Origin of the sequence: Paraburkholderia acidisoli, assembly GCF_009789675.1 — a bacterium.
GTDB lineage: Bacteria > Pseudomonadota > Gammaproteobacteria > Burkholderiales > Burkholderiaceae > Paraburkholderia > Paraburkholderia acidisoli.
Genome location: NZ_CP046913.1, coordinates 395,933 through 422,617 on the forward strand (window position 1 = coordinate 395,933; position 26,685 = coordinate 422,617).

The 26,685-nt window shown below is 65.6% G+C and carries 23 protein-coding genes; 14 read left to right on the forward strand and 9 right to left on the reverse strand.

From position 1 onward, the window contains the following. The first annotated feature begins 151 nt into the window (after positions 1 to 151). The 4 genes from FAZ98_RS01735 (at position 152) to FAZ98_RS01750 (ending at position 7,037) form a co-directional block, all read left to right on the forward strand. A complete protein-coding gene (locus FAZ98_RS01735; RefSeq protein ID WP_158948187.1) occupies positions 152 to 1,336 on the forward strand; it encodes an aldose 1-epimerase in 1,185 nt (394 codons plus the stop codon). Between the two features lie 278 nt (positions 1,337 to 1,614). After that, positions 1,615 to 2,430, forward strand: a complete 816-nt coding sequence (gene pyrF / locus FAZ98_RS01740) for an orotidine-5'-phosphate decarboxylase (RefSeq protein WP_158948189.1) — start codon at positions 1,615 to 1,617, stop codon at positions 2,428 to 2,430. Between the two features lie 537 nt (positions 2,431 to 2,967). Beyond that, positions 2,968 to 6,021, forward strand: a complete 3,054-nt coding sequence (locus tag FAZ98_RS01745; RefSeq protein WP_158948191.1) for a YadA-like family protein — start codon at positions 2,968 to 2,970, stop codon at positions 6,019 to 6,021. A 56-nt stretch (positions 6,022 to 6,077) separates the two neighbouring features. After that, entirely contained in the window at positions 6,078 to 7,037 is a 960-nt protein-coding gene (locus FAZ98_RS01750) for an OmpA family protein (protein WP_158948193.1), read from the forward strand. 140 nt (positions 7,038 to 7,177) lie between these two features. On the opposite strand, the gene FAZ98_RS01755 is transcribed toward FAZ98_RS01750, so the two are convergent. From FAZ98_RS01755 to thiL, 4 genes are read right to left on the reverse strand one after another with little or no spacing between them, the layout of a single operon-like run. Continuing rightward, on the reverse strand, positions 7,178 to 7,720 hold the full coding sequence (locus FAZ98_RS01755; RefSeq protein WP_158948195.1) for a cupin domain-containing protein: 543 nt from the start codon (positions 7,718 to 7,720) through the stop codon (positions 7,178 to 7,180). 52 nt (positions 7,721 to 7,772) lie between these two features. Continuing rightward, on the reverse strand, positions 7,773 to 8,273 hold the full coding sequence (locus FAZ98_RS01760) for a CinA family protein (protein ID WP_158948197.1): 501 nt from the start codon (positions 8,271 to 8,273) through the stop codon (positions 7,773 to 7,775). Positions 8,274 to 8,298: 25 nt separating this feature from the next. Continuing rightward, positions 8,299 to 8,928: a phosphatidylglycerophosphatase A family protein gene (locus tag FAZ98_RS01765; RefSeq protein ID WP_158948199.1), complete on the reverse strand. Its 630-nt coding sequence runs from the start codon at positions 8,926 to 8,928 to the stop codon at positions 8,299 to 8,301. Then, a complete protein-coding gene (gene thiL, locus FAZ98_RS01770; protein WP_158948201.1) occupies positions 8,918 to 9,922 on the reverse strand; it encodes a thiamine-phosphate kinase in 1,005 nt (334 codons plus the stop codon). Before thiL ends, FAZ98_RS01765 begins: the two co-directional genes overlap by 11 nt. Before the next feature lie 187 nt (positions 9,923 to 10,109). Here thiL and FAZ98_RS01775 point away from each other — a divergent pair, with 187 nt between their 5' ends. From FAZ98_RS01775 to FAZ98_RS01785, 3 genes are all read left to right on the forward strand, one after another. Further along, entirely contained in the window at positions 10,110 to 12,404 is a 2,295-nt protein-coding gene (locus FAZ98_RS01775) for an NADP-dependent malic enzyme (RefSeq protein ID WP_158948203.1), read from the forward strand. Between the two features lie 391 nt (positions 12,405 to 12,795). Further along, the gene (locus FAZ98_RS01780) at positions 12,796 to 13,206 is read left to right on the forward strand and encodes a ribonuclease (RefSeq protein WP_233272728.1); all 411 of its coding nucleotides are present in this window, start codon (positions 12,796 to 12,798) and stop codon (positions 13,204 to 13,206) included. A gap of 7 nt (positions 13,207 to 13,213) precedes the next feature. Next, positions 13,214 to 13,771, forward strand: coding sequence for a barstar family protein (locus FAZ98_RS01785; RefSeq protein ID WP_158951827.1), 558 nt, complete (start codon positions 13,214 to 13,216; stop codon positions 13,769 to 13,771). Between the two features lie 120 nt (positions 13,772 to 13,891). On the opposite strand, the gene FAZ98_RS01790 is transcribed toward FAZ98_RS01785, so the two are convergent. The 3 genes from FAZ98_RS01790 to speE form a co-directional block, all read right to left on the reverse strand. Continuing rightward, positions 13,892 to 14,632, reverse strand: coding sequence for a 16S rRNA (uracil(1498)-N(3))-methyltransferase (locus FAZ98_RS01790; RefSeq protein ID WP_158948205.1), 741 nt, complete (start codon positions 14,630 to 14,632; stop codon positions 13,892 to 13,894). 19 nt (positions 14,633 to 14,651) lie between these two features. Further along, entirely contained in the window at positions 14,652 to 15,065 is a 414-nt protein-coding gene (locus FAZ98_RS01795) for a VOC family protein (protein WP_158948207.1), read from the reverse strand. A 103-nt stretch (positions 15,066 to 15,168) separates the two neighbouring features. Next, positions 15,169 to 16,032 (reverse strand): polyamine aminopropyltransferase, encoded by an 864-nt coding sequence (gene speE / locus FAZ98_RS01800; protein ID WP_158948209.1) that lies wholly within the window; start codon positions 16,030 to 16,032, stop codon positions 15,169 to 15,171. A 410-nt stretch (positions 16,033 to 16,442) separates the two neighbouring features. On the opposite strand from speE, the gene tkt reads away from it, so the two are divergent. Then, complete coding sequence (gene tkt / locus FAZ98_RS01805) at positions 16,443 to 18,485, forward strand: transketolase (RefSeq protein ID WP_158948211.1); 2,043 nt, start codon at positions 16,443 to 16,445, stop codon at positions 18,483 to 18,485. A gap of 140 nt (positions 18,486 to 18,625) precedes the next feature. After that, positions 18,626 to 19,636 carry a type I glyceraldehyde-3-phosphate dehydrogenase gene (gene gap / locus FAZ98_RS01810; RefSeq protein WP_158948213.1) on the forward strand — a complete coding sequence of 337 codons (1,011 nt, stop codon included), beginning with the start codon at positions 18,626 to 18,628 and terminating at the stop codon, positions 19,634 to 19,636. A 150-nt stretch (positions 19,637 to 19,786) separates the two neighbouring features. Here gap and fur read toward each other — a convergent pair whose 3' ends face one another. Next, on the reverse strand, positions 19,787 to 20,215 hold the full coding sequence (gene fur / locus FAZ98_RS01815) for a ferric iron uptake transcriptional regulator (protein WP_103702255.1): 429 nt from the start codon (positions 20,213 to 20,215) through the stop codon (positions 19,787 to 19,789). A 169-nt stretch (positions 20,216 to 20,384) separates the two neighbouring features. Here fur and FAZ98_RS01820 point away from each other — a divergent pair, with 169 nt between their 5' ends. Further along, complete coding sequence (locus FAZ98_RS01820; protein ID WP_233272638.1) at positions 20,385 to 21,266, forward strand: outer membrane protein assembly factor BamE; 882 nt, start codon at positions 20,385 to 20,387, stop codon at positions 21,264 to 21,266. Between the two features lie 195 nt (positions 21,267 to 21,461). Here the strand turns inward: FAZ98_RS01820 and FAZ98_RS01825 are convergent, their stop codons facing one another. Next, positions 21,462 to 21,746, reverse strand: coding sequence for a hypothetical protein (locus tag FAZ98_RS01825; protein WP_158948217.1), 285 nt, complete (start codon positions 21,744 to 21,746; stop codon positions 21,462 to 21,464). Between FAZ98_RS01825 and dapB the strand changes: the two genes are divergently transcribed. The 4 genes from dapB to leuS all read left to right on the forward strand — a co-directional run bounded on the left by dapB (position 21,745) and on the right by leuS (position 26,669). Then, a complete protein-coding gene (gene dapB / locus FAZ98_RS01830) occupies positions 21,745 to 22,542 on the forward strand; it encodes a 4-hydroxy-tetrahydrodipicolinate reductase (RefSeq protein ID WP_158948219.1) in 798 nt (265 codons plus the stop codon). The genes FAZ98_RS01825 and dapB overlap by 2 nt on opposite strands. 65 nt (positions 22,543 to 22,607) lie before the next feature. After that, the gene (locus FAZ98_RS01835) at positions 22,608 to 23,354 is read left to right on the forward strand and encodes a MotA/TolQ/ExbB proton channel family protein (RefSeq protein WP_158948221.1); all 747 of its coding nucleotides are present in this window, start codon (positions 22,608 to 22,610) and stop codon (positions 23,352 to 23,354) included. Positions 23,355 to 23,396: 42 nt separating this feature from the next. Then, the gene (locus FAZ98_RS01840) at positions 23,397 to 23,828 is read left to right on the forward strand and encodes an ExbD/TolR family protein (RefSeq protein WP_158948223.1); all 432 of its coding nucleotides are present in this window, start codon (positions 23,397 to 23,399) and stop codon (positions 23,826 to 23,828) included. 246 nt (positions 23,829 to 24,074) lie between these two features. Further along, complete coding sequence (gene leuS, locus FAZ98_RS01845) at positions 24,075 to 26,669, forward strand: leucine--tRNA ligase (RefSeq protein ID WP_158948225.1); 2,595 nt, start codon at positions 24,075 to 24,077, stop codon at positions 26,667 to 26,669. Positions 26,670 to 26,685 lie beyond the last annotated feature (16 nt).

Genomic DNA, 26,685 nt, shown 5'->3' on the forward strand with positions numbered 1-26,685 from the left:
CCAGTTCAAAGCGTCATCGAGTAGAAGGGCGAACACAAGAAGCGGCCACGCGCGCGTGCACGCATCGCGCACCCGAGCGGCAAGGCCACCCGTGAGCCGCCTTGAACCCGTCAAGGCGGCAATCCAAGACTTGCCTCTCGAGGAGCCTCTCATGAGCGTCGCGAATTCCGCTGTGCGTCGATCGAATCCTTCCTCCACACCTTCTCTCAACGCCGCGAGCGCGCCCGCAGCCAATCAGGCTGCCGGTGGCGCCGCGCCTGTCTCACCCGCCGCGGCCGCGCGGCGCGCGCGGCTCGAAGCGGCCACGCATCCGGTCATGCCGGGGCCGAGCACCTCGGCGGTCGCGATCGGCGCGGCAGGCGTGAGCGACGTGGCCTGCGTGACGCTCGCCAACGCCTACTTGCGCCTCGACGTCGCGCCGCAACTGGGCGGCGGCATCACGCGCTTCGACTGGCGCAGCGAAGGCGTGCTCGAACCCGTGTTCCGCCGCTGCGAGCACGTGAGCGCGCGCATGGACCCGAACGAACTCGCGTGCTACCCGTTGCTGCCGTATTCGAACCGGATCGGCGACGGGCGCTTCCACTTCGGCGGCCGCGACATCGAAATTCCGCGCAATCGCGCCGGCGAACCCATGCCGATTCACGGCGACGGCTGGCTCGCGCCGTGGACCGTCGAAAGCGCCGATCGCGAAAACGTGCGTCTCGTGCTCGATCGCAGCAATGGCGAGCCGTACGCGTTCCGCGCGGCGCTGGGCTACGCGCTCGACGGCGCCACGCTGGCGATGACGCTCGAAGTGGAGAACACGGGCCGCGACGCGCTGCCGTTCGGTCTGGGCGTGCACCCGTTCCTCGCGCGCGACACGAGCACGGAACTCTCCGCACCCGCGAGCGGCCTGTGGCTTTCCGGCGACGACTGGCTGCCCAAACGCCACGTGCCCGCGCCGCCCGCGTGGCAGTTCGGCGTGGCGTATCCGCTGCCGGAACAGCTCGTCAATCATGCGTTCAGCGGCTGGAGCGGGCGCGCGGCCGTGGTGTGGGAGCGCAAGCGGCTCTCGCTTTCCATTTGCGCGAACACGGATTACTACGTGCTCTACACGCCGCCGGGCAAGGACTTCTTCTGCTTCGAGCCCGTCGATCACCCGATCAATGCCGTGAACCTGCGCGGCGGCGGCGACGCCAACGGCATGACCGTGCTCGCGCACGGCGAGCGGCTCGTGCGGCGTTTCTCATTCACGGTGGAGCGCATGGACATGCGGGCGGCGGCGAACCCGCACCGCGCGGGCGCACGGGGCCGCAACGGTGCGCGGGGCGGGAAGGGCGCGCGGGCGCGGGCCTAAGCGGGCCTAAGCGGGCCTAAGCGGGCGCTTCTCGTTTGAGCCATCCGAAAAGGCGCGTGAGCGCCTTTTTTTGCCGATCGACATTGCAGCAAAGCGTTCTGGCCCGTTATTCATGGCGCCGCGCACGGCAAGGCGTTCGTGTGCGGATTTCGCCAGGGGCTCGGTCAGCGCCATGCGCGGCGCGCCACGGACGCCCGCACGACCCGCCATCCCAAGGCGGGTAAAATACGCGCCGTTTCCTTATCCTGCAAACGCGCGGCCCGCCGCAAGCCCTCACCATGACCTCTTTCATTCAGACCCTCGGCGCCGCCTGGCAGCGCACCGGCTCGCTGCTGTGCGTGGGCCTCGACCCCGAACCGACAAAATTCCCGGCTGCGCTCAATGGCCGCAGCGACGCGATCTTCGAGTTTTGCCGCGAGATCGTCGATGCCACGGCGCCCTATGCGTGCTCGTTCAAGCCGCAGATCGCCTATTTCGCCGCGCACCGCGCCGAAGACCAGCTCGAAGCGCTGATCGCGCACGTTCACGAGAAGCATCCCGGCCTGCCCGTGATTCTCGACGCCAAGCGCGGCGACATCGGCAGCACGGCGGAACAGTACGCGCGCGAAGCCTTCGAGCGCTTCCAGGCCGATGCCGTGACGGTCAACCCGTACATGGGTTTCGATTCGATCGAGCCGTGGCTCGAGCACAAGGGCAAAGGCGTGATCGTGCTGTGCCGTACCTCGAACCCCGGCGGTTCGGATCTTCAGTTTCTTGACACCGCGGGCCGCCCGCTTTATCAGGTCGTGGCGGATCTCGCGGCCAACACATGGAACGCCAGCGGCGAACTCGGCCTCGTGGTGGGTGCGACGTTCCCGAAGGAAATCGAAACGGTGCGCGGCATTGTCGGCGACATGCCGTTGCTGATTCCGGGCATTGGCGCGCAGGGCGGCGACGTGGAGGCCACCGTCAAGGCGGGCCGCACCGCGAACGGCACCGGCATGCTCGTCAACTCGTCGCGCGCGATCATTTACGCGAGCAAGGGCGAGGACTACGCGCAGGCGGCCGCAACGGCTGCACGGAACACGCGCGACACGATTAACGCGTTCCGCTAATCGTCAATTCTGTTTAAGCCTTGTTTGTATCGGGCGCGCGTTGCGACGCGTGCCCGAAGTGACTTAAAGTTTTCCTAACATTCTTTGCTGATTTCAGAGACTTCTTGGTGCAATGCCGAGAAATTAAGAGTTCTCTGATACGTCCGGCATTTTCCGATTCGTATGATGCCCACTACATGGCCAAAGACCCTGCGCGCGTGTATTCGGCGCGTGTGTCGATGCGTCTGGAACGACTCGAATTCGATTTTCTTTCTCCACTTCAGATGACTCGCTGAGCGCGTTGCCAGCACGCTTCGGCCTGCCAAGTGCGGTTCGTTAATCGAAGTCATTCGATAGGTTCGCCGCTCGAAAAACGCGATATTAGGTCATGGAAGTCGAAAGGCTTTCTGCCGATTTTTCCTGGGCTCGTGAGTGGGAGCCGACGCTTTGGTTGCCCTCTGACCTGATGTGATTTGAGACTGACCCGGTTGAAATTTCAGACGGGATTGGAATGCTCAAAAATCTCTGTAAATCTTCAAGATTAATTTAGGATTGCAAATGAATAAGGCTTATCGTTCAGTCTGGAACGAAGCAACCGGAACGTGGGTTGCGGCGGCGGAAACTGCCGTTGCGCGTGGCAAGAAGAACCGCAGCGCGAAATTGATCGTCGCGGGTTCGCTTGCAGCGCTAGGCGGCGTCGCGCACGCGAGCGGCATTGACGGCGGATCGATCGTGAGTGCCCCCCAGATTGCCATTGGCTCCGGCGCGAAGGTCACCGCCAGTACCAATGACGGTCAAACGGGCGTCGCGGTGGGGGTGAATGCGTTGTCCTCGGGCGGGTACGCTCAGGCATTCGGCAGCGGTTCTACCGCAAGTGGAGGCGGTGCTGCGGCATTTGGCTACGCCGCATCCGCCACAAGCAACTACGCGATGGCATTTGGCTGGGGTGCGAACGCGAGTGGTAGCGGGGCCACTGCGATGGGGAGAACTAGCGTTGCATCTGGCAGCTACGCAATGGCTTTGGGCGACTCGACAAAGGCTACGGGCTCGGGCTCAAACGCGATTGGCCAGAACGCGGCGGCTGGTGGCACAAGCGCAACGGCGCTTGGCCAGAACTCGGTGGCTTCCGCCAACAACGCCACGGCGCTCGGCGACGCGACGCGCGCATCGGGCGCAAGCTCGGTGGCGATTGGTTCGACGTCGACCGCAGCGGGCCTGAGTTCGGCGGCGCTTTCGTCGAACTCCAAGGCGCTGGCTGACTACAGTGAAGCCATGGGCAATGGGTCAGTCGCCAACAAACTGGGCGATATGGCCCTGGGCGCGTCTTCCAGTGCAACCGGCGGTGGCGCGATCAATCAGTACGCGACAGCGGTAGGTACGAATGCGGCCGCCAGCGGCGCGGGCACCACGGCACTCGGCTCAAATGCAGCCGCGACGGGTGGTTACGCCACGGCGATCGGCTCCGCTGCAAAAGCCTCGGGCGCGAGCGCGATCGCGCTCGGCCAGTCGGCTGTGTCGAGCAGCACGAACACTGCGGCGATCGGTACCGGGGCGACGGCTGCGGGCGCAAACTCGGTGTCGATTGGTTCGACGGCCAGGGCGCTGGCTGACTACACCGAAGCCATGGGCAATGCCGCAATCGCCAACAAACTAGGCGATATGGCCCTGGGCGCGTCTTCCAGTGCAACCGGCGGTGGAACGAACAACCAGTACGCGACAGCGGTAGGTACGAGTGCGGTCGCCAGCGCCGCAGGCACCGCGGCATTCGGCTCAAATGCAGCCGCGACGGGTGGTTACGCCACGGCGATCGGCTCCGCAGCACAAGCCTCGGGCTCGAGCGCGATCGCGCTCGGCCAGTCGGCTAAGTCGAGCAACACGAACACCATTGCGATCGGCAATGGGGCCAGTGCGTCTGGCTTCAACTCCGCTGCAGTGGGTGCGCTTGCACAAACGCTGAACAACGGGGACGTGGCCTTCGGCACCAACTCGTACGCAAACGGTACGGGTCCGAGTAACAACGCTGCTGCAATCGGCTACGGCGCAACGGCTTCGGGCGCGAGCGCGAGTGCTTTCGGTGGCGCTGCGAAGGCAACCGCAGCGAACGCAACGGCCCTGGGCCAGGGCGCGCAAGCGACGGTCGCGAACTCGGTGGCACTGGGCCAGGGCTCGGTCGCCAACACCACTGGCGTGACGACGGCAAGCGGCGTGATCGGCGGTACGACCTACAACTACGCGGGCGGTGCGCCGATCGGCGTGGTGAGCGTGGGCACGAGCAGCGCGACGCGCCAGATCACGAACGTGGCGGCAGGCCAGGTGACGGCGGCCAGCACGGACGCGGTCAATGGTTCGCAACTGTTTGCGACCAACAGCAAGGTCACGCAGAACACGTCGGACATCTCCAACCTGTATAGCCAGATCACGAACATGAGCGGCGGCACGTCGCCTGATGCCGTGATGTACGACTCGTCGGCGCACAATTCGGTCACGCTGGGCGGCAAGACGGCTTCCGCGGCTGTCGCGCTGCATAACGTGGCAAACGGCACGCTGAACGCGACGAGCACCGACGCCGTGAATGGCTCGCAGCTGTACGCGACGAACACCAGCATCTCGAATCTCGCGGGCAGCGTGACGAACCTCGCCGGCGACGTGACGAACATGCAGGGCGACATCACCACCATCCAGGGCAATATCTCGACGCTCTCCGGTGATGTGACGAACATGCAGAGCGACATCACGAACATGCAAGGCCAGATGGCCGATGCCGTGATGTATGACTCGTCGGCGCATGACTCGGTGACGCTGGGCGGCAACGGTTCGACCTCGGTCGTGATTCACAACGTCGCGAACGGCGTGGTGGACGCATCGAGCATGGACGCGGTGAATGGTTCGCAGCTCTACGACATCCAGACGCAGATCAACAATGTCCAGAACATTGCTGGTAACGCGAGCGATCCGATGTTCACGGCGCAGGGCGATCGCAACACCGAAGCAGCGCAGGCAACGGGCACGCATGCCACGGCAGCGGGCGCGAAGGCGGCGGCAAGCGGTGTACAGGCAACGGCGGTTGGCTTTGGCGCGACCGCGACCGGGAACAGCTCGACGGCGCTTGGTGTGGGTGCGACCGCGAGTGCGAACAACTCGGTGGCGCTGGGCGAAGGCTCGGTGGCTGATCGTGACGGCACGGTGTCGGTGGGTTCGGCGGGTATGCAACGCCAGATCACCAACGTCATGGCTGGTACGCAAGGCACCGACGCGGTCAACGTTGACCAGTTGAACCAGACGGTCAACAACGCCGTGCTCGACATCGGCAACCAGGTCCAGCAAGGCGTACAGCAGGCCAACTCGTACACGAACCAGCAGATTGGTGCGGTTCGCCGTGACATGAACGCGATGGGCGCGGCGGCTATGGCAGCTTCGTCGCTTATCCCGAACGCACGGGCGGAAGGCAACTTCCAGATGGCGGCGGCGGCGGGTACGTACGGTGGCCAAAGCGCGCTGGCCGTGGGTGCTAACTGGTATGTGACCGATCGTCTGCTTCTGAACGCGCACGTTTCGAAGTCGACTGGCGGTGGCAGCACCGGCGCGTCGATCGGCGCAACGTTCGGGTTCTAAGCGAGCGTAACCGAATGCCCGCCACGGGAAACCGTGGCGGGCGCACGGAGAATTCCATGAAGAAAATTTTGATAGCAAGCGCGTTATTGTCGGCGCTCGCGAGCGTGCAAGCGTTCGCCAGCATCGGCAGCGACGCCGAGGCGCTGATGCCCGCCGCGCAACGGATCGCCAATCCGTACCAGCGCGGTCTGGCGGAAGGCTGGCTCGACATCGCGGCGCGTCAGGACAGTCATGTGCTCGTGTCGTCGGTGTACAACGACGCAGCGGCGCGCGCGCTCAACAACGGTCGTCATTTCATCGACGGCAGCGTGCCGTTCCAGCCGATCTACAGCCAGAAAAACTGGCCGCCGGTCGAAACGCGCGAGAAGTGGGTCAACGCTCTGAAGGAGCTCGAGCGTACCAACGAGCGCGCGGCAAAGTCGCCGTGCCGCAACGAGGATGCCGGCCGTCTCGCGGCACTCACCGACGAAGTCTGGAAGGAGCAGGACGAAACGCACGGCACGCGTTGGGTGCACGGCTGGGAAGCCGTGGAACGCGCGCAGAAACTCGCGCAGCAGGTCAACAAAAAGCTCGATCAATGCGTTCCGCCGGTAGCCGCGGTTCCGGCGCCGGTACCGGCTCCGGTCGTGGTCGCGGCGCTGCCGGTGGCCAAGCCGCTGTCGCTTTCGGCCGACGCGCTGTTCGACTTCGACAGTTCGGTTCTGAAGCCCGAAGGCCAGAACATGATCCAGGTGCTCGCGCAGCGCTTGCGTGACAACCGCGCAAAGCTGAGCGTGCTGAAGATCGACGGTTACACCGACCGCTTTGGTTCCTCCGCGCATAACCTGAAGTTGTCGCGCCAACGCGCAGAAGCCGTGCAGCAGGCGTTGCTGGCTCAGGGCGTGGCGGCGGAGCGTTTCGAAATCAACGGCTTTGGCGCTGCGGATCCGGTGAAGTTCTGTCCGGGCAAGCAGGCAACGCCGACGGTGGTCGCGTGTCTCGCGCCTAACCGTCGGGTACAGATCACCGCACGATAAGCGGAAAAGAACTCGCAGTCAGGACAGCGAGTAGAAGGACGAACGACGTCAACGTTCGTCCGGCGTGGTAGGGCGTTTGCGGCGTGCTTTCGGGCACGCCGCTTTTTTTTTGCTCGGCGGTTGCCGCTCGATCCTCGGGCTCAGTCTCTTTTCGCGGCGCTCACCGAGGCGGGCCTGCCCAGCAGTTCGATGAGGGATCGATGCAGCGGATATTGCTCCGCGAGCGCCAAGGTATCGGCGATCTCGAACTCGCTGAACTCGAAGCCCGGCGCCACGGTGCAGCCCACCAGCGCATACGTGGACGGATCGCAGCAGCGCGCCGCGAACCAGTGGCCCGCGGGCACCACGGCCTGGAATACGGTGCCCGCGTGATCGAGCGCGTGGCCGAGCTTGCGCGTGGAGAGTACGCCGCGCTCGTCGATCGAATGAATCTCGATGGGCGAGCCCGCGTAGAAGTGCCAGAGCTCGTCGGAGCGGATGCGATGCCACGCCGAATAGGCGCCGTCGGCGAGCAGGAAGTAGATGGCGGTGGAGGCCGCGCGCGTGCCTTCCGTTGCGCTCGCGCCTTCGCGTTGCACGAATTTGTCGGCGCGGTAGGTTTCGCTGTAGTAACCGCCTTCGGGGTGAGGTTCGAGCCCGAACCGGCGGATCAGTTCTTCGACAGCGACGTTGGCGTGTGCCATGGCGGAGGCCTCCGTGGTGCGCAGCCCGCGCCGCTCTGGGCGCCAGGCCGGATTAGCGTTCTTTCTCGTCGATGAGCGCGAGCAGCCCGCGCAGCGCGTGCGCGGCGGCCTGCACGCGAATCCGTTCGCGGTCGCCCTTGAAGACCACGGTCTCGACGCTCGTGTGCAGGCGGTTGCTCCAGCCGAACGACACCATGCCGACGGGTTTGTCCGGCGTTCCGCCGCCCGGCCCGGCAACGCCGGTGATGGCCAGCGAAACTTGTGCCCGGCTGTTGCGCAGCGCGCCTTCGGCCATGGCGCGCGCGACCGGTTCGCTCACCGCGCCGTGACGCTCGATCAAGTCGGGCGGCACGCCGATCATCTCGCTTTTCGCCTGATTCGAGTACGTGACGAAGCCACGTTCGAACCAGCCGCTGCTGCCCGAAATGTCGGTGATGGCGGTGGCGACCATGCCGCCCGTGCAGGACTCGGCGGTCGCGAGCATGAGGCGTCCGTCGCGCAGTGCGTTGCCGGCGCGGATCGCGAGTTGGTGGACGACGGAATCGGTAGGCATGGCGAGCGTGGGGAGAAAAGGCGGTTCAGACGGACATGCGCCAGAGCGCGATCACGAGCAGCGTGAAGAACGCGGCAACAAGGTCGTCGAGCATGATGCCAAGGCCGCCCTTGAAGCGGCGGTCGAAATAGCGGATGGGCGGCGGCTTCACCATGTCGAAGAAGCGGAACACCACGAACGCCCACACGCGCCCGGCGAAGTCGACGGGCGTGACCATCAGCAGCACCAGCCAGAACGCGACGATCTCGTCCCAGACGATCGCCGATGGATCTTCGGTGCGCAGCTTCTTCGCCGTGAACCCCGTGATGCCAATACCGGCGAAAAAGCCCACGACGATCAGCACCGACCAGTCGATCACCGTGAAGTAGCGGTTGAGCACTTCGAACGCGGCCCAGGCGAACAGCGTGCCGGCCGTGCCGGGCGCAAGACGCGAGAGGCCCGAACCGAAGCCGAGCGAAATGATATGCAGCGGATGCGTGAGCATGAACGGCGCGTCGGCGCGGCGCGGACCTTTCGGAGCGCTTGCGTTGCCGCTTTCAGCGGCGCGGCCGTTCGCGCCGTTCGGCCGCGCGGGCGCGACGCCCGCGGCGCTGGCGTTGGCCTGGTTCCCGGCGCCGAAGTCTTCGGCGGGCGAGGGCGTGGGGTCAGTCTGCATGGAAATGGTCGAAACCTTGCAACGTCAGGTCGAGCGGCGCCCCGGCGGCGTCGCGCCAGGCGATCGCGGGCACGGCCGCGGCGGGCGAAGTCAGGGCACTCATTGTACCGATGCGCGTGACGCGCACCCCCGCCTGTTGCGCAGCCGCCTCGACCGCTTCGCGCTGGTCGCGGGCCGCCGTGAAGCACAGCTCGTAATCGTCGCCGCCCGCGAGCGCGCACTGCAGTTGCACGGCGCGCGGCAGACGCGCGAGCGCGGGCGATACCGGCAAGGCGTCCACGTCGATGGCGGCGGCGAGGCGCGAGCGTTCCAGGATATGCCGCAGGTCGCCGGCGAGGCCGTCGGAGAGGTCGAGCGCGGCGCGCGCCACGCCGCGCAGCGCGAGGCCGAGCGCGACCCGCGGTTCCGGGTATTCGAGCGCGCGGCGAAAGTGCGCGACGTCGGCAGCGGCATCGGCGCCGCTCGTTTGCCATTCGCCGCGCAGCACGCCGAGTCCCGCGCGCGCGTCGCCGGGCGTGCCGGACACCCAGATGTCGTCGCCGTCGCGGGCGGCGTCGCGACGAAGTGCGGCATCCTGCCGCACCGAGCCGAACACCGTCAGGCAAAGGTTGAGCGGACCGGCCGTGGTATCGCCGCCGATCAGCTCGCAGTCGTAGCGGTCGGCGAGTTCGAAGAGCCCCGCGCTGAACGCGGCGAGCCAGTCTTCGCGCGGCTTGGGCAGCGCGCACGCGAGCGTGAAGCCGAGCGGCGCGGCACCCATTGCCGCGAGATCTGACAGATTTACGGCGAGCGCCTTGTGGCCGAGCGCGTGCGGGTCGACATCGGCGAAAAAGTGGCGGCCTTCCACGAGCATGTCGGTGGACACGGCCAGCATCTCGCCGGCGGCGGGCGCGATCAGCGCGCAGTCGTCGCCAATGCCGAGCGCCGCGCGCCGCGTGTGTTGGCGGGCGCGCTGCGCGAAATATCGGTCGATCAGGGAGAACTCGGAAAGCATGACGAAAGGTCTATGACGAATGGCCAGGCCTGCGTCGCGCAATCCATGCGCGCGCGGGCTTTCATGATGTTCCGGTCGCGGCACCTGAGCCCGGACTGAAAGGAATGCTGCCGGGGAATGGCGCTACAATCGGTCAAACTTTGTGTTCGAGTTGTCATTCTAATCTGCACTAACGTCCCGCCATCCCATGACGAATTCCGCCACGAACAAGCTTCGCGAAGCCGCGCTCGATTACCACGAGTTCCCCACGCCGGGGAAGATCGCCATCGCGCCGACCAAGCAGATGATCAACCAGCGCGACCTGTCGCTCGCATATTCGCCGGGCGTTGCGTTCGCGTGCGAAGCGATCGTCGAAAACCCGCTCAACGCCGCGCGCTTCACGGCCCGCAGCAATCTGGTTGGCGTGGTGTCGAACGGCACGGCCGTGCTCGGCCTCGGCAATATCGGCCCGCTCGCCTCCAAGCCGGTCATGGAAGGTAAAGCGGTGCTGTTCAAGAAGTTCGCGGGCATCGACGTGTTCGACATCGAGCTGAACGAGTCGGATCCGCACAAGCTCGTAGACGTGATCGCCGCGCTCGAACCCACCTTCGGCGGCATCAACCTCGAAGACATCAAGGCGCCGGAATGCTTCATCGTCGAACGTGAAGCCCGCAAGCGCATGAAGATTCCGGTGTTCCACGACGACCAGCACGGCACGGCCATCGTCGTGGCGGCCGCCGTGACCAACGGCCTGAAGGTCGTCGGCAAGGACATCAAAGACGTGAAACTCGTGGCCTCGGGCGCGGGCGCGGCGGCGCTGGCGTGTCTGGACCTGCTCGTCGACCTCGGCCTGCCGCTCGAAAACATCGTGGTGACCGACCTCGCGGGCGTGGTCTACAAGGGCCGCACCGAGCTGATGGACCCGGACAAGGAACGCTTCGCGCGCGAAACGAACGCGCGCACGCTGGCCGAAGTCGTTGAAGGCGCCGACATTTTCCTCGGTCTGTCTGCCGGCGGCGTGCTCAAGCAGGACATGGTCAAGCAAATGGCCGCGAAGCCGCTCATTCTGGCGCTCGCGAACCCCACGCCGGAAATCCTGCCGGAACTGGCGCTCGAAGTGCGTCCGGACGCGGTGCTCGCCACGGGCCGCACCGACTACCCGAACCAGGTCAACAACGTCCTGTGCTTCCCGTTCATCTTCCGCGGCGCGCTCGACGTGGGCGCGACCACCATCACGCGCGAGATGGAAATCGCCACCGTGAACGCGATCGCCGAACTCGCGCGCCAGGAACAGAGCGACGTCGTGGCCACGGCGTACGGCATTCAGGATTTGCAGTTCGGCCCGGAATATCTCATTCCCAAGCCGTTCGACCCGCGTCTGATCGTGAAGATCGCGCCGGCCGTCGCGAAGGCCGCGATGGATTCGGGCGTCGCCACGCGCCCGATCGAGGACATGGACGCGTACGAGCAGCATCTGCAGCAGTTCGTGTATCACAGCGGCACGACCATGAAGCCGATCTTCCAGATCGCGCGCGCCGTGGAGCCGGAAAAGAAGCGCATCGTGTTCGCCGAGGGCGAAGAGGAGCGCATCCTGCGCGGGGTACAGATCGTCGTCGACGAAAAACTCGCCAAACCCATCCTGATCGGCCGTCCGGCGGTGATCGAGCAGCGCATCGCGCGCTACGGGCTGCGTCTCGTGGCGGGCCAGGATTACACGGTCGTCAACACCGACCACGACGAGCGTTACCGCGACTTCTGGCAGACCTACGCGAAGCTGATGGCACGCAAGGGCATCACGCAGCAAATGGCGAAGCTCGAAATGCGCCGCCGCACCACGCTGATCGGCTCGATGCTGGTGGAAAAGGGCGAGGCCGACGGCATGATCTGCGGCACGGTGAGCACGACGCACCGCCATCTGCACTTCATCGACCAGGTGATCGGCAAGAAGGAAGGCTGCAATGTGTACGGGGCAATGAACGGTCTCGTGCTCCCTAACCGCCAGATCTTCATCGTCGACACGCACGTGAACGTGGACCCCACGCCCGAGCAACTCTGCGAGATCACCATCATGGCGGCGGAAGAAGTGCGCCGTTTTGGCATCGAGCCGAAGGTCGCGCTGTGCTCGCACTCGAACTTCGGTTCGAGCAACGCGGCTTCGGCGCAGAAGATGCGCGACCTGCTCGTGCTGCTCCAGGAGCGCGCGCCCGAGTTGCAGGTGGACGGCGAAATGCACGGCGACGTCGCGATCGACGCCAATCTGCGCCGCGAGGTGCTGCCGGAATCGACGCTCGAAGGCGAAGCGAACCTGCTCGTCATGCCGAACATCGACGCGGCGAACATCTCGTACAACCTGCTGAAGACGGCGGCCGGCAACAACATCGCCATCGGGCCAATCCTGCTGGGCGCGGCCAAGCCGGTGCACGTGCTGACGGCTTCGGCCACGGTGCGCCGCATCGTCAACATGACCGCGCTGCTGGTCGCGGATGTGAACGCGACGCGTTAAGTCATCCGGTCGCTCACTTGCCTCTGTGCTCGCCGGCCATGTCGGCGAGCCGCCTGAAACGGCGCGCTCACCTGTGATGCGCGCCGTTTTTCTTTGTCTTTCGTTGCACATCCCGGTGGATTTGGGATCGCTCGAGTGTTGTAAAAATTACCTGTTTGCGGCTTGTGCGGGGTCGAGCCGCGGTGGGGCGGACGAGCCGAACGTTGCTTCCCGGCATCATTAGCGATACCCTTACACCTTTCATGGTCGTCGAACGCGTAATCCGAAAAGCGGAAATCAGGTGATGGCGCGCATGGGGCTGCGGAAGGAAACCGAAAGCGATAGCGGTGGCAACGTGCTCCGGGCGTCTCGCGTAACCCGTTGTTTCGGCAACGGTTTGACTGAGCGCTGGCTGTCGTGGCGCACTTTGCGGCGTGGCAGGCATGCGGCGGCGGTGGCACTGGTCGCGGCGGCGGCGCTCGCATCGGGCGGCGCGCAGGCGTATCGAAGCCAGCCCGACGAAGGCGCAACCGGTATCGGCAGCATTTCGGTGAACGAATTGCCCCGCGAAGCCGTCAGCACCTTGAGCCTGATCGCGTCGGGCGGTCCGTTTCCTTATGAAAAGGATGGCGTCGTGTTCGGCAATTTCGAGCGGATGCTGCCGGCGCACCGGCGCGGCTACTACCACGAGTACACGGTCCCGACACCGCGCGCCCGCAATCGCGGGGCGAAGCGCATCGTCTGCGGCGGCTCGCTCAAGCGCACCGACAACTGTTACTACTCCGACGACCACTACGCCAGTTTCAGGCGAATTAATGATTGACACCGGGATGAGCGGCATGAGCGATAACGTTTACGCGCACGACCCCCGGGTCGCGAGCGATCTGTTCGCGTCCGGCGAGGGCAACCTGTTCCAGCGCGTCATGCAGTTGAAGGAAGACGGCGAGGCGCGCGACAAAGAGGCGGCGCTTTCATTGAACGAGGAGACCATGGACCTGTTTGCGACCGTGCGGCCGAACATCGTCCAGTCGATTCGGGCGTTCCGCGTGCAGGATCTCGCGGACGAGGCGCAGCGGCTCCAGCAGCATTTCCTCTACGCGTTTTGTGCGAATGCGCAAACCAAGCAGGAAGTGCTGGAAACCATCGCCACGTCGTTTCTGTTTCCGAAGCATTTCGGCAAAAATTACGACGGGCTATACGACTGTCTGACCGATCTCGTGCAGAAAGCGGGCGAACAGCCGGGCTTTGTGATCGTGCTCGAGGGCCTGCCGATCGCGCAGAAGTTCGATAAAGATGGGCGCGAGACGCTGCTCGACGTGTTCCGTGAAGCCACGGAATACTGGGCCGAGCGCAAGGTGGCGTTCCGGGTGTTCTATTCGTTCGCCTGACGAGTTTTCGCGGCGCGCGTTTTCTCGTTTTTAACGCGGGAATTTTGCCGATCCGTCAGGATCGTCGTAGGGATGCGACAGAAAACCACAAGCCCGCCTCTTTGGCGGGCTTTGTCATTTTTACCAACCGCCCCAGCGCGCGGCCAGTGCGGCGAGCACGGCGATCCCCGCCGTTTCGGTGCGCAGCACGCGCGGCCCGAGGCCCACGGCGATGAAGCCGTGATCGAGCGCCGCGGCTTCTTCCGGCGACGAGAAGCCGCCTTCCGGCCCTACGAGCACGGTGACTTCGCCGGAGGGCGGATCGACGGGCAAGGTCGAGAACGACACGTTCGCGCGCGGCGAGAGCAGCACGCGCAATTCGCCTTCGCCGGGCCGCTTGGGCATGGAGCCCAGCCACGTGGCGATTTCGCGCGTGGACGCGACGTCGGGCATGCGATTGCGCCCGCATTGCTCGCACGACGCCTGGACAATGCGCTGCCAGTGCGCCTGGCGGCGCACGGCACGGTCGCCCGAGAGACGTACGACGCTGCGCGAGGTGGTGAGCGGCACGAAGCTGGTCGCGCCGAGTTCGACCGCTTTCTCGATCAGCCAGTCCATCTTGTCGCTGCCGGCGATGCCTTGGGCGAGTGTGAGCCGGTAGGGCGGCTCGGTTTCGATGTCGCGATACGGACCGACGCGCACCTGGGTGTCGCGGCGTTCCATTTCCATGATCTCGGCACTGTATTCGCCGCCGAGGCCATTGAATAGCACGATGGTGTCGCCGGGTTGCAGACGCAGCACCTGAACGTGGCGCGTGACTTCGTCGGGCAGGGTGACGACCTCGTCGGACTGCAGGGCACTGCCGACGAAAAAGCGGGGCATAAGACTATTTCTCATTGATTCAGGACAGGTGGCGAGCAAGCGCCCAGCGGTAACCGTCGAGGTCTTCGACCTGCGCGAAACGGTCTCCCCAGAATTGATCCTGCGGCTCGCTCAGCGATTTCGCACCGGCGCTGAGCGCCCGCGCATAAACCGCGTCGACATCGTCGACATACAGATAAAAAGATTGCGGCGCGACGGTTTGCGCGCTTTTGGGCGTGCGCGCCGTCGAACCAAACGCCCCTTCCGGCGCGAACATGACGATCAGCTGGTCGTGGTACGTCATTTCCACATGCATGACCGCGCCGTCGTCCTCGACGCTGTCTCGAACGGCAAAACCGAAAGCCGCCTGATAAAAGGCCATCGACGTACGCGCTTCGCGCACGGTCAGATACGGTGTCAACCACGGCACGCCTGCGGGGCGGGGTGGGGTCATCGGGTCTCTCCAGATTCGCGGTTCGAGTGACGCGCCACGCACGAAGGCGTAGGACGCGCACGAAGAAAGCGTTAGGACCTGCCATTTTCCACCGACAGGATCACTAAAGCTGTAGGAATTCGCCTAGTTTATCTCGGGTGGTCAACGACACTTTTAAGAGCATCTCATGGAGTCGCGGGTCGTAGTATCGCAAGCCTTCGATTCTGCGAGCGGCAGCGCGTGCCTCGAGCGTCGCGAGATCGACGGCGGCCGGATCGGACACGTCGCTCGCGATGGCCATCAACCAGAGCGAGCCGTAGAGCGGGATGTAGGCGCCGAGCGGCCGCACCACGGCGAAAGCGCCGCGCAGCCCGGCGAGCAGCGCCCGCACGCGTTCGGGGTGATGAAACGGCGAGCCCAGATGCAGCGAGACGAGCGCATCGGCGCTCATCACGCGCTTGAGCGCGGCGTAGAACGCGCCCGTGTACAGGCCGGCGGCGGGCGAGTCAGGCGGCGTCAGATCGAACACCACGAGGTCGAAGCGCTCCTGCGCCGAGGCGACGAACGCCGCCGCATCGCCGATCACGAGTTCCACGCGCGGATCGTCGAAGGCGCCGCCGCGCACGCCGGGCAAGTAATCGCCTGTCAGACGGACGACGTCGGGATCGAGTTCGGCGACCACGATGCGCGCGATGTCCGGATGCCGCAGCAGCTGACGCGCCGCGCCGCCGTCGCCGCCGCCCAGCACCAGCGCCGCGCGCGGCGAAGGATGCGCGAGCGCGGCCGGGTGCGTCATGCATTCGTGATAGATGAACTCGTCGCCGGCCGACGTCATCGGGCGGCCGTCGAGCGTGAACAGGCAGCCGAGCTGCGGCGTATCCCAGACCTCGATGCGCTGGTACGGCGTGTCAAGGGCGGCGAGGCGGCGCGCGTCGGGAAAACCGTACACCGCGTCGGCGGCGGGGCGAAAGAGGAGCGAATCGGTCACGGTAAATCCGGCGCGAAAAATGGGGCCAGCGTGGGTATTCTAGTTGCCGATGAAGCGAGGCGGGGCGGCGCGCGGCCGAGCGCTTGTGCGTCGTTAATGCGTCGCTAATGCGCCGGGTGTCCGTCGGAAAAGTCGCCGATAACGACAGCGCCGACGTCCAAACGCCGCCGTTCCCACATGCCAGCAGGGTCATGCCCGACAGTCAGGGTTCGCCCCAACGATCTGCTAGAATAACGCCCTTTGCAGCCTCCTCCGTTTGCTCTGCCGTTTCGCGTCTCCTGGCGCCGCATGTGCGCCGGAGCAGCCGTGCTGCCGAGCTTCCGGAATCCAGTGCTGCAGTGCGCCCGCCGCCGCTGTTTGTCGTTTGGCCGTGCCGCCCACGCCGCTTTTTGCACACTTCCGGACTCGACATGACGACCTCGTCCTCCGCCTCCCCCGCAACCACCCAGCTGATGGCCAACGCGATCCGCGCGCTGTCGATGGATGCCGTTCAGCAAGCGAACTCCGGTCACCCCGGCATGCCGATGGGCATGGCCGAGATCGCCGTTGCGCTGTGGTCCCGCCATCTGCGCCATAACCCGACGAACCCGCACTGGAGCGACCGCGATCGCTTCGTGCTGTCGAACGGCCACGGCTCGATGCTGCTGTACTCGCTGCTGCACCTGACGGGCTACGACCTGCCGATGTCGGAACTGAAGAACTTCCGTCAGATGCACTCGAAAACGCCGGGCCACCCCGAATACGGCATCACGCCGGGCGTCGAGACGACCACGGGCCCGCTCGGCCAGGGTCTCGCGAATGCCGTCGGCATGGCGCTCGGCGAAGCGCTGCTCGCGGCCGAGTTCAACAAGGCCGACGCGAAGATCGTCGATCACCACACCTATGTGTTCCTCGGCGACGGCTGCCTGATGGAAGGCATCTCGCACGAAGCCTGCTCGTTCGCCGGCACGCTCAAGCTGAACAAGCTGATTGCGTTCTACGACGACAATGGCATCTCGATCGACGGCGACGTCGTGAACTGGTTCCACGACGACACGCCCAAGCGCTTCGAAGCCTACGGCTGGAACGTGGTCCCGCACGTGAACGGCCACGACGTCGAGGCAATCGACGCGGCCATCAAGCAGGCCAAGGCGTCGGACAAGCCCACGCTCATCTGCTGCAAGACGCAGATCGGCCATGGCGCGCCCACCAAGGCGGGCGGCCACGACGTGCACGGCGCGCCGCTCGGCGCGGAAGAAATCGCCAAGTGGCGCGACGCGGTGGGCTGGAAGTGGGAGCCGTTCACGCTGCCGCAGGAAGTCTACGCAGACTGGGACGCGAAGGAAGCCGGCGCGAAGTTCGAAGCCGGCTGGAACGAGCAGTTCGCCGCTTACCAGTCGAAGTACCCGGAGCAGGCTGCCGAGTTCCAGCGCCGCATGGCCGGCAAGCTGCCCGCCGACTGGGCCGAGAAGGCCGCCGCGATCATCGCCGGCGCGGATTCGCGCAAGGAAACCGTCGCTACGCGCAAGGCGTCGCAGCAAGCCATCGAAGGTCTCGCGGCCGCACTGCCCGAACTGCTCGGCGGCTCGGCTGACCTGACCGGCTCGAACCTCACGAACTGGAAGGCCTCGAAGCCGGTGCGCGCGGCCAAGCCGGGCGAAAGCGGCATCGAGTGGGGCAACCACGTCAACTACGGCGTGCGCGAATTCGGCATGAGCGCGGCGCTCAACGGCCTCACGCTGCATGGCGGCTACAAGGCGTTCGGCGGCACCTTCCTCACGTTCTCCGATTACAGCCGCAACGCGCTGCGCGTGGCCGCGCTGATGAAGTGCCCGTCGATCTTCGTGTTTACGCACGATTCGATCGGCCTCGGCGAAGACGGCCCCACGCACCAGTCGATCGAACAGGTGCCGAGCCTGCGCCTGATCCCGAACATGACGGTCTGGCGCCCGGCCGACACGGTGGAAACGGCGGTGGCCTGGACCGAGTCGATCACGCATCACGGCCCGTCGTCGCTGATCTTCAGCCGTCAGAACCTGCAGTTCAACGAGCGCACCGACGCCCAGATCGCGAACATCGCCAAGGGCGGTTACGTGCTGAAGGACTGGAACGACGACATTCCGAGCCGCAAGATCATCCTGATCGCCACGGGTTCGGAAGTCGAACTCGCGGTGAAGGCCGTGGAGGCGCTGCAGCGCGAAGGCATCGGCGCTCGCGTGGTGTCCATGCCGTCCACCAACGTGTTCGACCGCCAGGACGCCGAGTACAAGGAACGCGTGCTGCCGAAGGGCGTGCGCCGCGTGGCGATCGAAGCCGCGCAGGGCGACTTCTGGCGCAAGTACGTGGGCCTCGAAGGCGGCGTGGTCAGCATCGACACGTTCGGCGAGTCGGCCCCGGCCGGCGTGCTGTTCAAGCACTTCGGCTTCACGGTCGAAAACGTCGTGGCCACGGCCAAGGCCGCGCTCGACAACTAAGCATCGAGATACACGGGCTCGCCTTCTGGCGGGCCCGTTTGCCGTGTGCGCCCCGTTCGCGATGACATTGCCGCCACGAGCGGACGGGCAGGGCGGCGCACGGTGCCGGAACAGAATTTTTTACCATCAGGAGATAAACCATGACCATTCGCGTCGCTATCAACGGCTACGGCCGCATTGGCCGCAACACGCTGCGCGCGTTCTACGAGAACGGCAAGAAGCACGACATCCAGATCGTCGCCATCAACGACCTGGGTGACGCGAAGACCAACGCGCACCTGACGCAATACGACACGGCACACGGCAAGTTCCCCGGCGAAGTCTCGGTGGACGGCGACTACCTCGTGGTGAACGGCGACCGTATCCGCGTGCTGGCCAACCGCAACCCGGCCGAACTGCCGTGGGGCGAGCTGGGCGTCGACATCGTGTTCGAGTGCACGGGCTTCTTCACGACGAAGGAAAAGGCCAGCGCCCACCTGAAGGGCGGCGCGAAGAAGGTGATCATCTCGGCGCCGGGCGGCAAGGACGTCGACGCAACCATCGTCTACGGCGTGAACCACGAAGTGCTCAAGTCGACCGACACGGTCATCTCGAACGCATCGTGCACGACCAACTGCCTGGCACCGCTCGTCAAGCCGCTGAACGACAAGATCGGCCTGGAATCGGGTCTGATGACCACGATCCACGCGTACACGAACGACCAGGTTCTGACGGACGTCTACCACGAAGACCTGCGCCGCGCGCGCTCGGCCACGCACAGCCAGATCCCGGCGAAGACGGGCGCGGCATCGGCGGTCGGCCTCGTGCTGCCGGAACTGAACGGCAAGCTGGACGGCTACGCGATCCGCGTCCCGACCATCAACGTGTCGATCGTCGACCTCTCGTTCATCGCCAAGCGCGACACGACGGTCGAAGAAGTCAACGCGATCATGAAGGAAGCGTCGGAAGGCGCGCTCAAGGGCATCCTGGGCTACAACACCGCACCGCTGGTGTCGATCGACTTCAACCACAACCCGGCATCGTCGACGTTCGACTCCACGCTCACGAAGGTCTCGGGCCGTCTGGTCAAGGTGTCGAGCTGGTACGACAACGAGTGGGGCTTCTCGAACCGCATGCTGGACACGGCGGTTGCGCTCGCGAACGCGAAGTAAGCGCTAGACGGCTGCACGGAAAACCGCCCTTCGGGGCGGTTTTTTTGTGAGCTTTGGGCCCAGGGCGCGGGCGAGGCCGGGCGACGCGCAAAGAAAAACGCCACGGCGGACCGTGGCGTTTTTGCGGATGAAACCGGCGTGACAGCGTGCTCAGTGCTTGCGGTGGGGACAGTTTTCTTTCGTGCAGGCGCCGTAGAGCGCGAGCGCGTGTTCCTGCAGCTTGAACCCGCGTTCGTTGGCGATCATCTGCTGGCGCTTCTCGATTTCGGGGTCGAAGAATTCTTCGACGAGACCGCAGTCGAGGCACACGAGATGGTCGTGATGGCTGCCTTCGTTGAGTTCGAACACCGCCTTGCCCGACTCGAAGTTGCTGCGCGTGAGCAGGCCAGCCTGCTCGAACTGCGTGAGTACCCGGTAAACCGTGGCGAGGCCGATGTCCAGCTCCTCGTTCAGCAGGTTGCGATAGACGTCTTCGGCGGTGAGGTGACGAACCGGGCTGTGCTGAAAAATCTCCAGGATCTTGAGGCGCGGCAGAGTCGCCTTTAGCCCGATGTTCTTGAGATCGGTTGGATTGGTCATGACGATAAGTCCCTGGAGTACAATGCTAGGTTCTTATGTTAATGCGTTTTTGCCGTTCCGGGCATTTTCGGCAGAACTTCGAACGAACTTCCACAGAATACGCGCGGCTTCGCGAAAAGCCCGCACGGTGAGGGAAATGATTCCAGAATTCACAACGATCGGCCGACGCATGAACGGCGGCCGCCTGGCGTGCACCCTGCTGGCTGCGGCCGCGTTCGCGGCACTGGCCGGTTGCTCGACATACGACAGCTTGACGCAGCGCGTTGCCCAGAGCATCACGCCTTACCGCATCACCATCGTGCAGGGTAATTTCGTTTCGGCGGAAGCCGCGGCGCAAATGCACGTGGGCATGTCGCGGGCCGAGGTCAAGCAACTGCTCGGCACGCCGCTGCTCACCGACATGTTCCACGCGAACCGCTGGGACTACATCTTCTACTTCAAGCGCGGTTCGACCGCCGTGGTCCAGCAGCGCGACTTCGTCGTGAACTTCGAAGGCGACCGCGTGGCCAGCTGGACGGGCGGCGACGACCTGCCGTCGAACCTCGAGCTGCTCGCCGAAATCGACGGCGACCGCTCGGGCAAAAAGGCCAAGGCGGCCGTGGCGGCTTCGGCGGCGCCCGCTTCGGGCGTGCCAGCTGCGCAAACGTCGAGCGCCACCGGTCCCACGGTGCAGGACACGGCGCGTACGCCGTCGTCGGAACTGGGCACGGCCACCAACGCGCTGCCGCAGGACGCGAACGCGCAAGCCGCCGCCGCCGCGAACCGCGCGACGGAAGCGGTGCAGACGCCGTCGCAGTTCACGCCTTCGGTGCGCGCGGGCAACCCGTCTTCGTCGGCGCTGCCGCAGAACGTCGGCACGATGCCGCAGCAGGTGCAGCTGCATCGCCAGCCGGCGCCGCAGATCCAGGGCGTGGCACCGGCCAATCCGGTCGGTCCGGCACCGGGCGCGCAGGGCACGGGCGACACCAACGCGACGCCGCCGATCCCTTCGCAGAACTCGCAGCTCACGGCGCCGCCCACGGTGCCGGCTTCGGGCGCGGCGGGCCAGTAAGGCGCGGCCGGCGAGGCGCGGCCGGCAAGGTGCGGCCGGCGAGGTACGGCCGGCAAGGTACGGCCGGCAAGGTACGGCCGGCAAGGTGCGGCCGGCAAGGTGCGGCCGGCGAGGCGCGCCCTCGCTTCAAGCACGAGCAGGACGTGGCGCGCGCGGCGCGCCACGGTTATCGCCGGCGGCTTCGGGCCGCCGTGTTTATTTGGCTGGCGTGGTCGTCGTGTCGCCGCTCGGTTTCGTCGTCGGGATTCGGTCGATGGGATTCGATCGATGGGATAGGGCGATCGAGATCCGGCGCTCTCGTTCCGGCAATGTGCGCTGCAGTTTCGCGACGCCGGGTTGCCGTATCGATTGAACCCACGGGCCGTGCGCGCCTCGCGTCACGCCATTGCCGCGCCATCTTGAAATTGCGCTGCGGCGCCCCGTTGCCCGCCTCGAAGGCAGCGCCGCGGCCAGCGACACGTTTCTCAGGAAAAGACTCATGAAAATCGCCATCGCCGGCGCATCGGGCCGCATGGGCCGCATGCTCATCGAAACCGTGCTGAATTCGCCGGACGTCACGCTCTCGGGCGCGCTCGTGCGCCAGGGTTCGGCCGCTTTGGGCCAGGACGCGGGCGCGTTCCTCGGCAAGCAAACGGGTGTGATCGTCACCGACGACATCGAGCAGGTGTTCGCGCAGAGCGACTGCCTGATCGACTTCACGCGTCCCGAGGGCACGCTCGTGCATCTCGAAGCGGCGCAGCGCCATAACGTGAAGATGGTGATCGGCACGACCGGCTTCGACGCGCAGCAGAAGGCGCAGCTCGGCGCGGCCGCGCAACAGGTGTCGATCGTGTTCGCGGCCAACATGAGCGTGGGCGTGAACGTCACGCTCAAGCTGCTCGAATACGCGGCGCGCTTCTTCGAAACCGGCTACGACATCGAGATCATCGAGGCGCACCATCGCCACAAGGTCGACGCGCCTTCGGGCACCGCGCTTGCAATGGGCGAAGCCGTGGCGCACGCGCTCGGCCGCGATCTGGAGCAGTGCGCCGTGTACGGCCGCGAAGGCGTGACGGGCGAGCGCGATCCGTCGACGATCGGGTTTTCGGCGATTCGCGGCGGCGATATCGTCGGCGATCATACGGTGCTGTTCGCGGGCATCGGCGAGCGCGTGGAGATCACGCACAAGTCGTCGAGCCGCCTCTCGTATGCGCAAGGCAGCGTGCGCGCCGCGCGCTTCCTGCAGGACAAGGCGAACGGCCTGTACGATATGCAGGACGTGCTCGGCCTGCGCTGAGCCGCATCTTTTCCAACGTCCGGTGCGCGTGCGCGCGAGGCCGGACCGCCAGTGAGCGAGGTCCGATGGCAGCGAGTACCGGAGTCATTCACTACCTGCAGTCGAGCGACGCCATCACGCATGCCGTCGCGTGGGTGCTGCTCGCCATGTCCGTTGCGAGCTGGTGCTTTCTGATCGTCAAGAGCTGGGTGCTGCTGCGCGCGAAGCGCCAGGGGCCGCGCGCGGTGGCGCGGTTCTGGCAGGCGCGCTCGCTGGCCGAAGGCGTGGCCGCGATGCGCGACGTCGACCGCGAACGCGTGTTCCTGCCGCTCGCGCAGGCCGCGCTGGCGGTGGAGGAAGCGGAAACCTCGAGCGCGATGCTCGCGCGCGTCGATCGCGGCGAGCGCGTGCTGCGGGCGTTGCGCGGCGCGTTGCAGGCCTCGCAGCGACGGCTCGAATTCGGTCAGGTGCTGCTGGCTTCCGTGGGCAGTACCGCGCCGTTCGTCGGGTTGCTCGGCACGGTCTGGGGCATCTACCACGCGCTCGGCAGCATTGCCGCGAGCGGGCAGGCGATGATCGAAAACGTCGCCGGACCGGTGGGCGAGGCGCTCATCATGACGGCTTTCGGCCTCGTGGTCGCGATTCCGGCCGTGCTCGCCTACAACATTCTCGGCCGTCTCGCGCGCCAGCTTTCCGACGATCTCGACGGCTTCGCGCACGACCTGCATGCGCTCGGCAGCGCGCCCGAAGCGAGCGCGGCGAACGGTGCGCCGGTGCGCGCCGACGGCCAGCGCGGCACGTTGCGCGAAGGCCTGCGCGCCGAATCCACTTAAGCGCGCATTTCACGGCACACGGCACGCGAAGGAGCCTCGCGAATGGCATTCGGCGGACTGGACAGGAAGCGCGATTCGGCACCCATGGCCGAGATCAACATGACGCCGCTCATCGACGTCATGCTCGTGCTGCTCGTCATCTTCATCATTACCGCGCCGCTCTTCACGCACGCGATCCGGCTGGACCTGCCGCAAGTCGCGGCGCAGCCCGCGCAGCAGACGGCGCAAACCGTCACGCTGTCCATCGACGCGGCGGGCAAGCTCTACTGGAACGCCCAGCCCATCACGCTCGACGAACTGCGCGCGCGCTTCACGGCCGCGGGCAAGCAACCCGACGCGCAACAGCCGGAGCTGCAACTGCGCGCCGCGCGCGAGACGCGCTACGACGTGATCGCGCAGGTGATGGGCGCGGCGCAGCAGGCCGGGCTTTCGCGCCTCGGTTTCGTGACCGATCCGCCGGCCGGCGGGAAATAGCGCGCACTCGGCACACTCGGGCGGATCGCGGCGGCGCTCCGAACCCGCCACGAAACGCCTGATCGAGCGCGCAACGCCACGCGGCAAGCGCCGCGCGAAAGTGCGGCCCAGTCAACGGTATAATCAACGTTTCCCTTTGAAACGGGCCCAGCCGCCGCGACCTGCCGGTGACGCGATCGGCCGGCCCGGCGCGCGACATCGTTCGGCGCCGGAACCGCCCGCCTTTGCGTTTCCCCCATCCACACCATGCTCGAAAAATACGCTCCCTCCGACGTCGAATCCGCTGCGCAAGGCGATTGGCGCGCCAGCGACGCCTACCGGACGGCTGAAAAGGCCGACAAGCCCAAGTTCTATTGCGTCTCGATGCTGCCGTATCCGTCGGGCAAGCTGCACATGGGCCACGTGCGGAACTACACGATCAACGACGTGATGTACCGTTACCTGCGCATGAACGGCTACAACACGCTCATGCCGATGGGTTGGGACGCGTTCGGCATGCCCGCCGAAAACGCGGCGATGGCCAATAACGTGCCGCCCGCGCAGTGGACCTACGACAACATCGCGTACATGAAGGGCCAGATGCAGTCGATGGGTCTCGCCATCGACTGGTCGCGCGAAATCGCCACCTGCAAGCCCGACTACTACAAGTGGAACCAGTGGTTCTTCCTGAAGATGCTCGAGAAGGGCATTGCGTACAAGAAGACCGGCACGGTGAACTGGGACCCGGTCGACCAGACCGTGCTCGCCAACGAGCAGGTGATCGACGGCCGCGGCTGGCGCTCGGGCGCGCTGGTTGAAAAGCGCGAAATCCCGATGTACTACCTGCGCATCACGCAATACGCGGACGAACTGCTGAACGACCTCGACGGCCTCGGCTGGCCCGAGCGCGTCAAGATCATGCAGCAGAACTGGATCGGCAAGAGCTTCGGCGTGAACTTCGGTTTCCCGTACGAGCTCGACGGCGAGAAGAAGCTGCTGCGCGTGTTCACCACGCGCGCCGACACGATCATGGGCGTGACCTTCTGCGCGGTCGCGGCCGAGCACCCGCTCGCCACGCGTCTCGCCCAGGACAAGCCGGAACTGCAGGCGTTCATCGAAGAATGCAAGAGCGGCAGCGTGGCGGAAGCCGACGTCGCGACCATGGAAAAGAAGGGCATGCCCACGGGCTTCACCGTGACGCACCCGATCACGCATGAGCAGGTGCCGGTGTGGATCGGCAACTACGTGCTGATGAGCTATGGCGAAGGCGCCGTGATGGGCGTGCCGGGCCATGACGAGCGCGACTTCGCGTTCGCGAAGAAATACGATCTGCCGATCAAGCAGGTGATCGCCGTGGAAGGCGAGACCTATTCGCTCGACGGCTGGCAGGAATGGTACGGCGACAAGGAACGCGCCGTTTGCATCAACAGCGGCAAGTTCGACGGCCTCGCCTACGCGGCGGCCGTGGACGCGGTCGCGGCCGACCTCAAGGCGCTCGACCTCGGCGACAAGCAGGTCACGTGGCGCCTGCGCGACTGGGGCATTTCGCGCCAGCGCTACTGGGGCACGCCCATTCCCATCATCCATTGCCTGAGCTGCGGCGACGTGCCGGTGCCGGAAGCGGATCTGCCCGTGGTGCTGCCGGAAGACCTCGTGCCGGACGGCACGGGCAACCCGCTCGCGAAGTCGGAAGCCTTCCTGAACTGCACGTGCCCGAAGTGCGGCGCGGCGGCGAAGCGCGAAACCGACACCATGGACACCTTCGTCGACTCGTCGTGGTACTTCTACCGCTACGCGGCGCCGGACGCCCAGAACATGGTCGACGAGCGCACCGACTACTGGATGCCGATGGACCAGTACATCGGCGGTATCGAGCACGCCATTCTTCACCTCTTGTACTCGCGCTTCTGGGCGAAGGTCTCGCGCGACCTCGGTCTCGTGAAGTTCGGCGAGCCCGCGAAGAACCTGCTCACGCAGGGCATGGTGCTCAACGAAACGTTCTACCGCGAAGACGCGGCGGGCAAGAAGACCTGGTATAACCCGGCCGACGTGACGGTCACGCACGACGACAAGGGCCGCCCGGTCGGCGCCACGCTCAACAAGGACGGCCAGCCGGTCGTGCTCGGCGGCGTCGAGAAGATGTCGAAGTCGAAGAACAACGGCGTCGACCCGCAGGTGCTGATCGACCAGTACGGCGCGGACACCGCGCGTCTCTTCACGATGTTCGCGGCGCCGCCCGAGCAGCAGCTCGAATGGTCGGGCGCGGGCGTGGAAGGCGCGAGCCGCTTCCTGCGCCGCGTGTGGACGTTCGGCTATACGAACGCGGCGGCGATCCAGTCGCGCGCGTCGTTCGACGCCGCCACGCTCTCCGACGTCGAAAAGTCGGTGCGCCGCGAGATCTACGGCGTGCTCAAGCAGGCCGACTTCGACTATCAGCGTCTGCAGTACAACACCGTCGTTTCCGCGGCGATGAAGATGCTCAACGCCATCGAAGGCGCGAAGGGGGCGGGCGCCGGCGTGCAGCGCGAAACCTTCGGCGTGCTGCTGCGCGTGCTGTATCCGGTCGTGCCGCATCTCACGTTCGAACTGTGGAAGTCGCTCGGTTACGCCGACGAATACGGCACGCTGCTCGACGCACCGTGGCCGAAGGTCGACGAACAGGCGCTCGAGCAAAGCGAGATCGAACTCGTGCTCCAGGTGAACGGCAAGGTGCGCGGCGCCGTGACGGTCGCGAAGGATGCGCCGAAGGAGGCGATCGAAGCGGCGGCGCTCGCGCACGAGATGTTCGTCAAGTTCGCGGAAGGCCGCGCGCCGAAGAAGATCATCGTCGTGCCGGGCCGTCTCGTGAACGTCGTCGTCTAAGACCTCGTTGGCGGTG

Coding starts and splice junctions, on each gene's coding strand:
- FAZ98_RS01735 (WP_158948187.1), top strand. CDS start 152: ATGAGCGTCGCGAATTCCGCTGTGCGTCGATCGAATCCTTCCTCCACA.
- pyrF (WP_158948189.1), top strand. CDS start 1,615: ATGACCTCTTTCATTCAGACCCTCGGCGCCGCCTGGCAGCGCACCGGC.
- FAZ98_RS01745 (WP_158948191.1), top strand. CDS start 2,968: ATGAATAAGGCTTATCGTTCAGTCTGGAACGAAGCAACCGGAACGTGG.
- FAZ98_RS01750 (WP_158948193.1), top strand. CDS start 6,078: ATGAAGAAAATTTTGATAGCAAGCGCGTTATTGTCGGCGCTCGCGAGC.
- FAZ98_RS01755 (WP_158948195.1), bottom strand. CDS start 7,720: ATGGCACACGCCAACGTCGCTGTCGAAGAACTGATCCGCCGGTTCGGG.
- FAZ98_RS01760 (WP_158948197.1), bottom strand. CDS start 8,273: ATGCCTACCGATTCCGTCGTCCACCAACTCGCGATCCGCGCCGGCAAC.
- FAZ98_RS01765 (WP_158948199.1), bottom strand. CDS start 8,928: ATGCAGACTGACCCCACGCCCTCGCCCGCCGAAGACTTCGGCGCCGGG.
- thiL (WP_158948201.1), bottom strand. CDS start 9,922: ATGCTTTCCGAGTTCTCCCTGATCGACCGATATTTCGCGCAGCGCGCC.
- FAZ98_RS01775 (WP_158948203.1), top strand. CDS start 10,110: ATGACGAATTCCGCCACGAACAAGCTTCGCGAAGCCGCGCTCGATTAC.
- FAZ98_RS01785 (WP_158951827.1), top strand. CDS start 13,214: ATGAGCGGCATGAGCGATAACGTTTACGCGCACGACCCCCGGGTCGCG.
- FAZ98_RS01790 (WP_158948205.1), bottom strand. CDS start 14,632: ATGCCCCGCTTTTTCGTCGGCAGTGCCCTGCAGTCCGACGAGGTCGTC.
- FAZ98_RS01795 (WP_158948207.1), bottom strand. CDS start 15,065: ATGACCCCACCCCGCCCCGCAGGCGTGCCGTGGTTGACACCGTATCTG.
- tkt (WP_158948211.1), top strand. CDS start 16,443: ATGACGACCTCGTCCTCCGCCTCCCCCGCAACCACCCAGCTGATGGCC.
- gap (WP_158948213.1), top strand. CDS start 18,626: ATGACCATTCGCGTCGCTATCAACGGCTACGGCCGCATTGGCCGCAAC.
- fur (WP_103702255.1), bottom strand. CDS start 20,215: ATGACCAATCCAACCGATCTCAAGAACATCGGGCTAAAGGCGACTCTG.
- FAZ98_RS01820 (WP_233272638.1), top strand. CDS start 20,385: ATGAACGGCGGCCGCCTGGCGTGCACCCTGCTGGCTGCGGCCGCGTTC.
- dapB (WP_158948219.1), top strand. CDS start 21,745: ATGAAAATCGCCATCGCCGGCGCATCGGGCCGCATGGGCCGCATGCTC.
- FAZ98_RS01825 (WP_158948217.1), bottom strand. CDS start 21,746: ATGAGTCTTTTCCTGAGAAACGTGTCGCTGGCCGCGGCGCTGCCTTCG.
- FAZ98_RS01835 (WP_158948221.1), top strand. CDS start 22,608: ATGGCAGCGAGTACCGGAGTCATTCACTACCTGCAGTCGAGCGACGCC.
- FAZ98_RS01840 (WP_158948223.1), top strand. CDS start 23,397: ATGGCATTCGGCGGACTGGACAGGAAGCGCGATTCGGCACCCATGGCC.
- leuS (WP_158948225.1), top strand. CDS start 24,075: ATGCTCGAAAAATACGCTCCCTCCGACGTCGAATCCGCTGCGCAAGGC.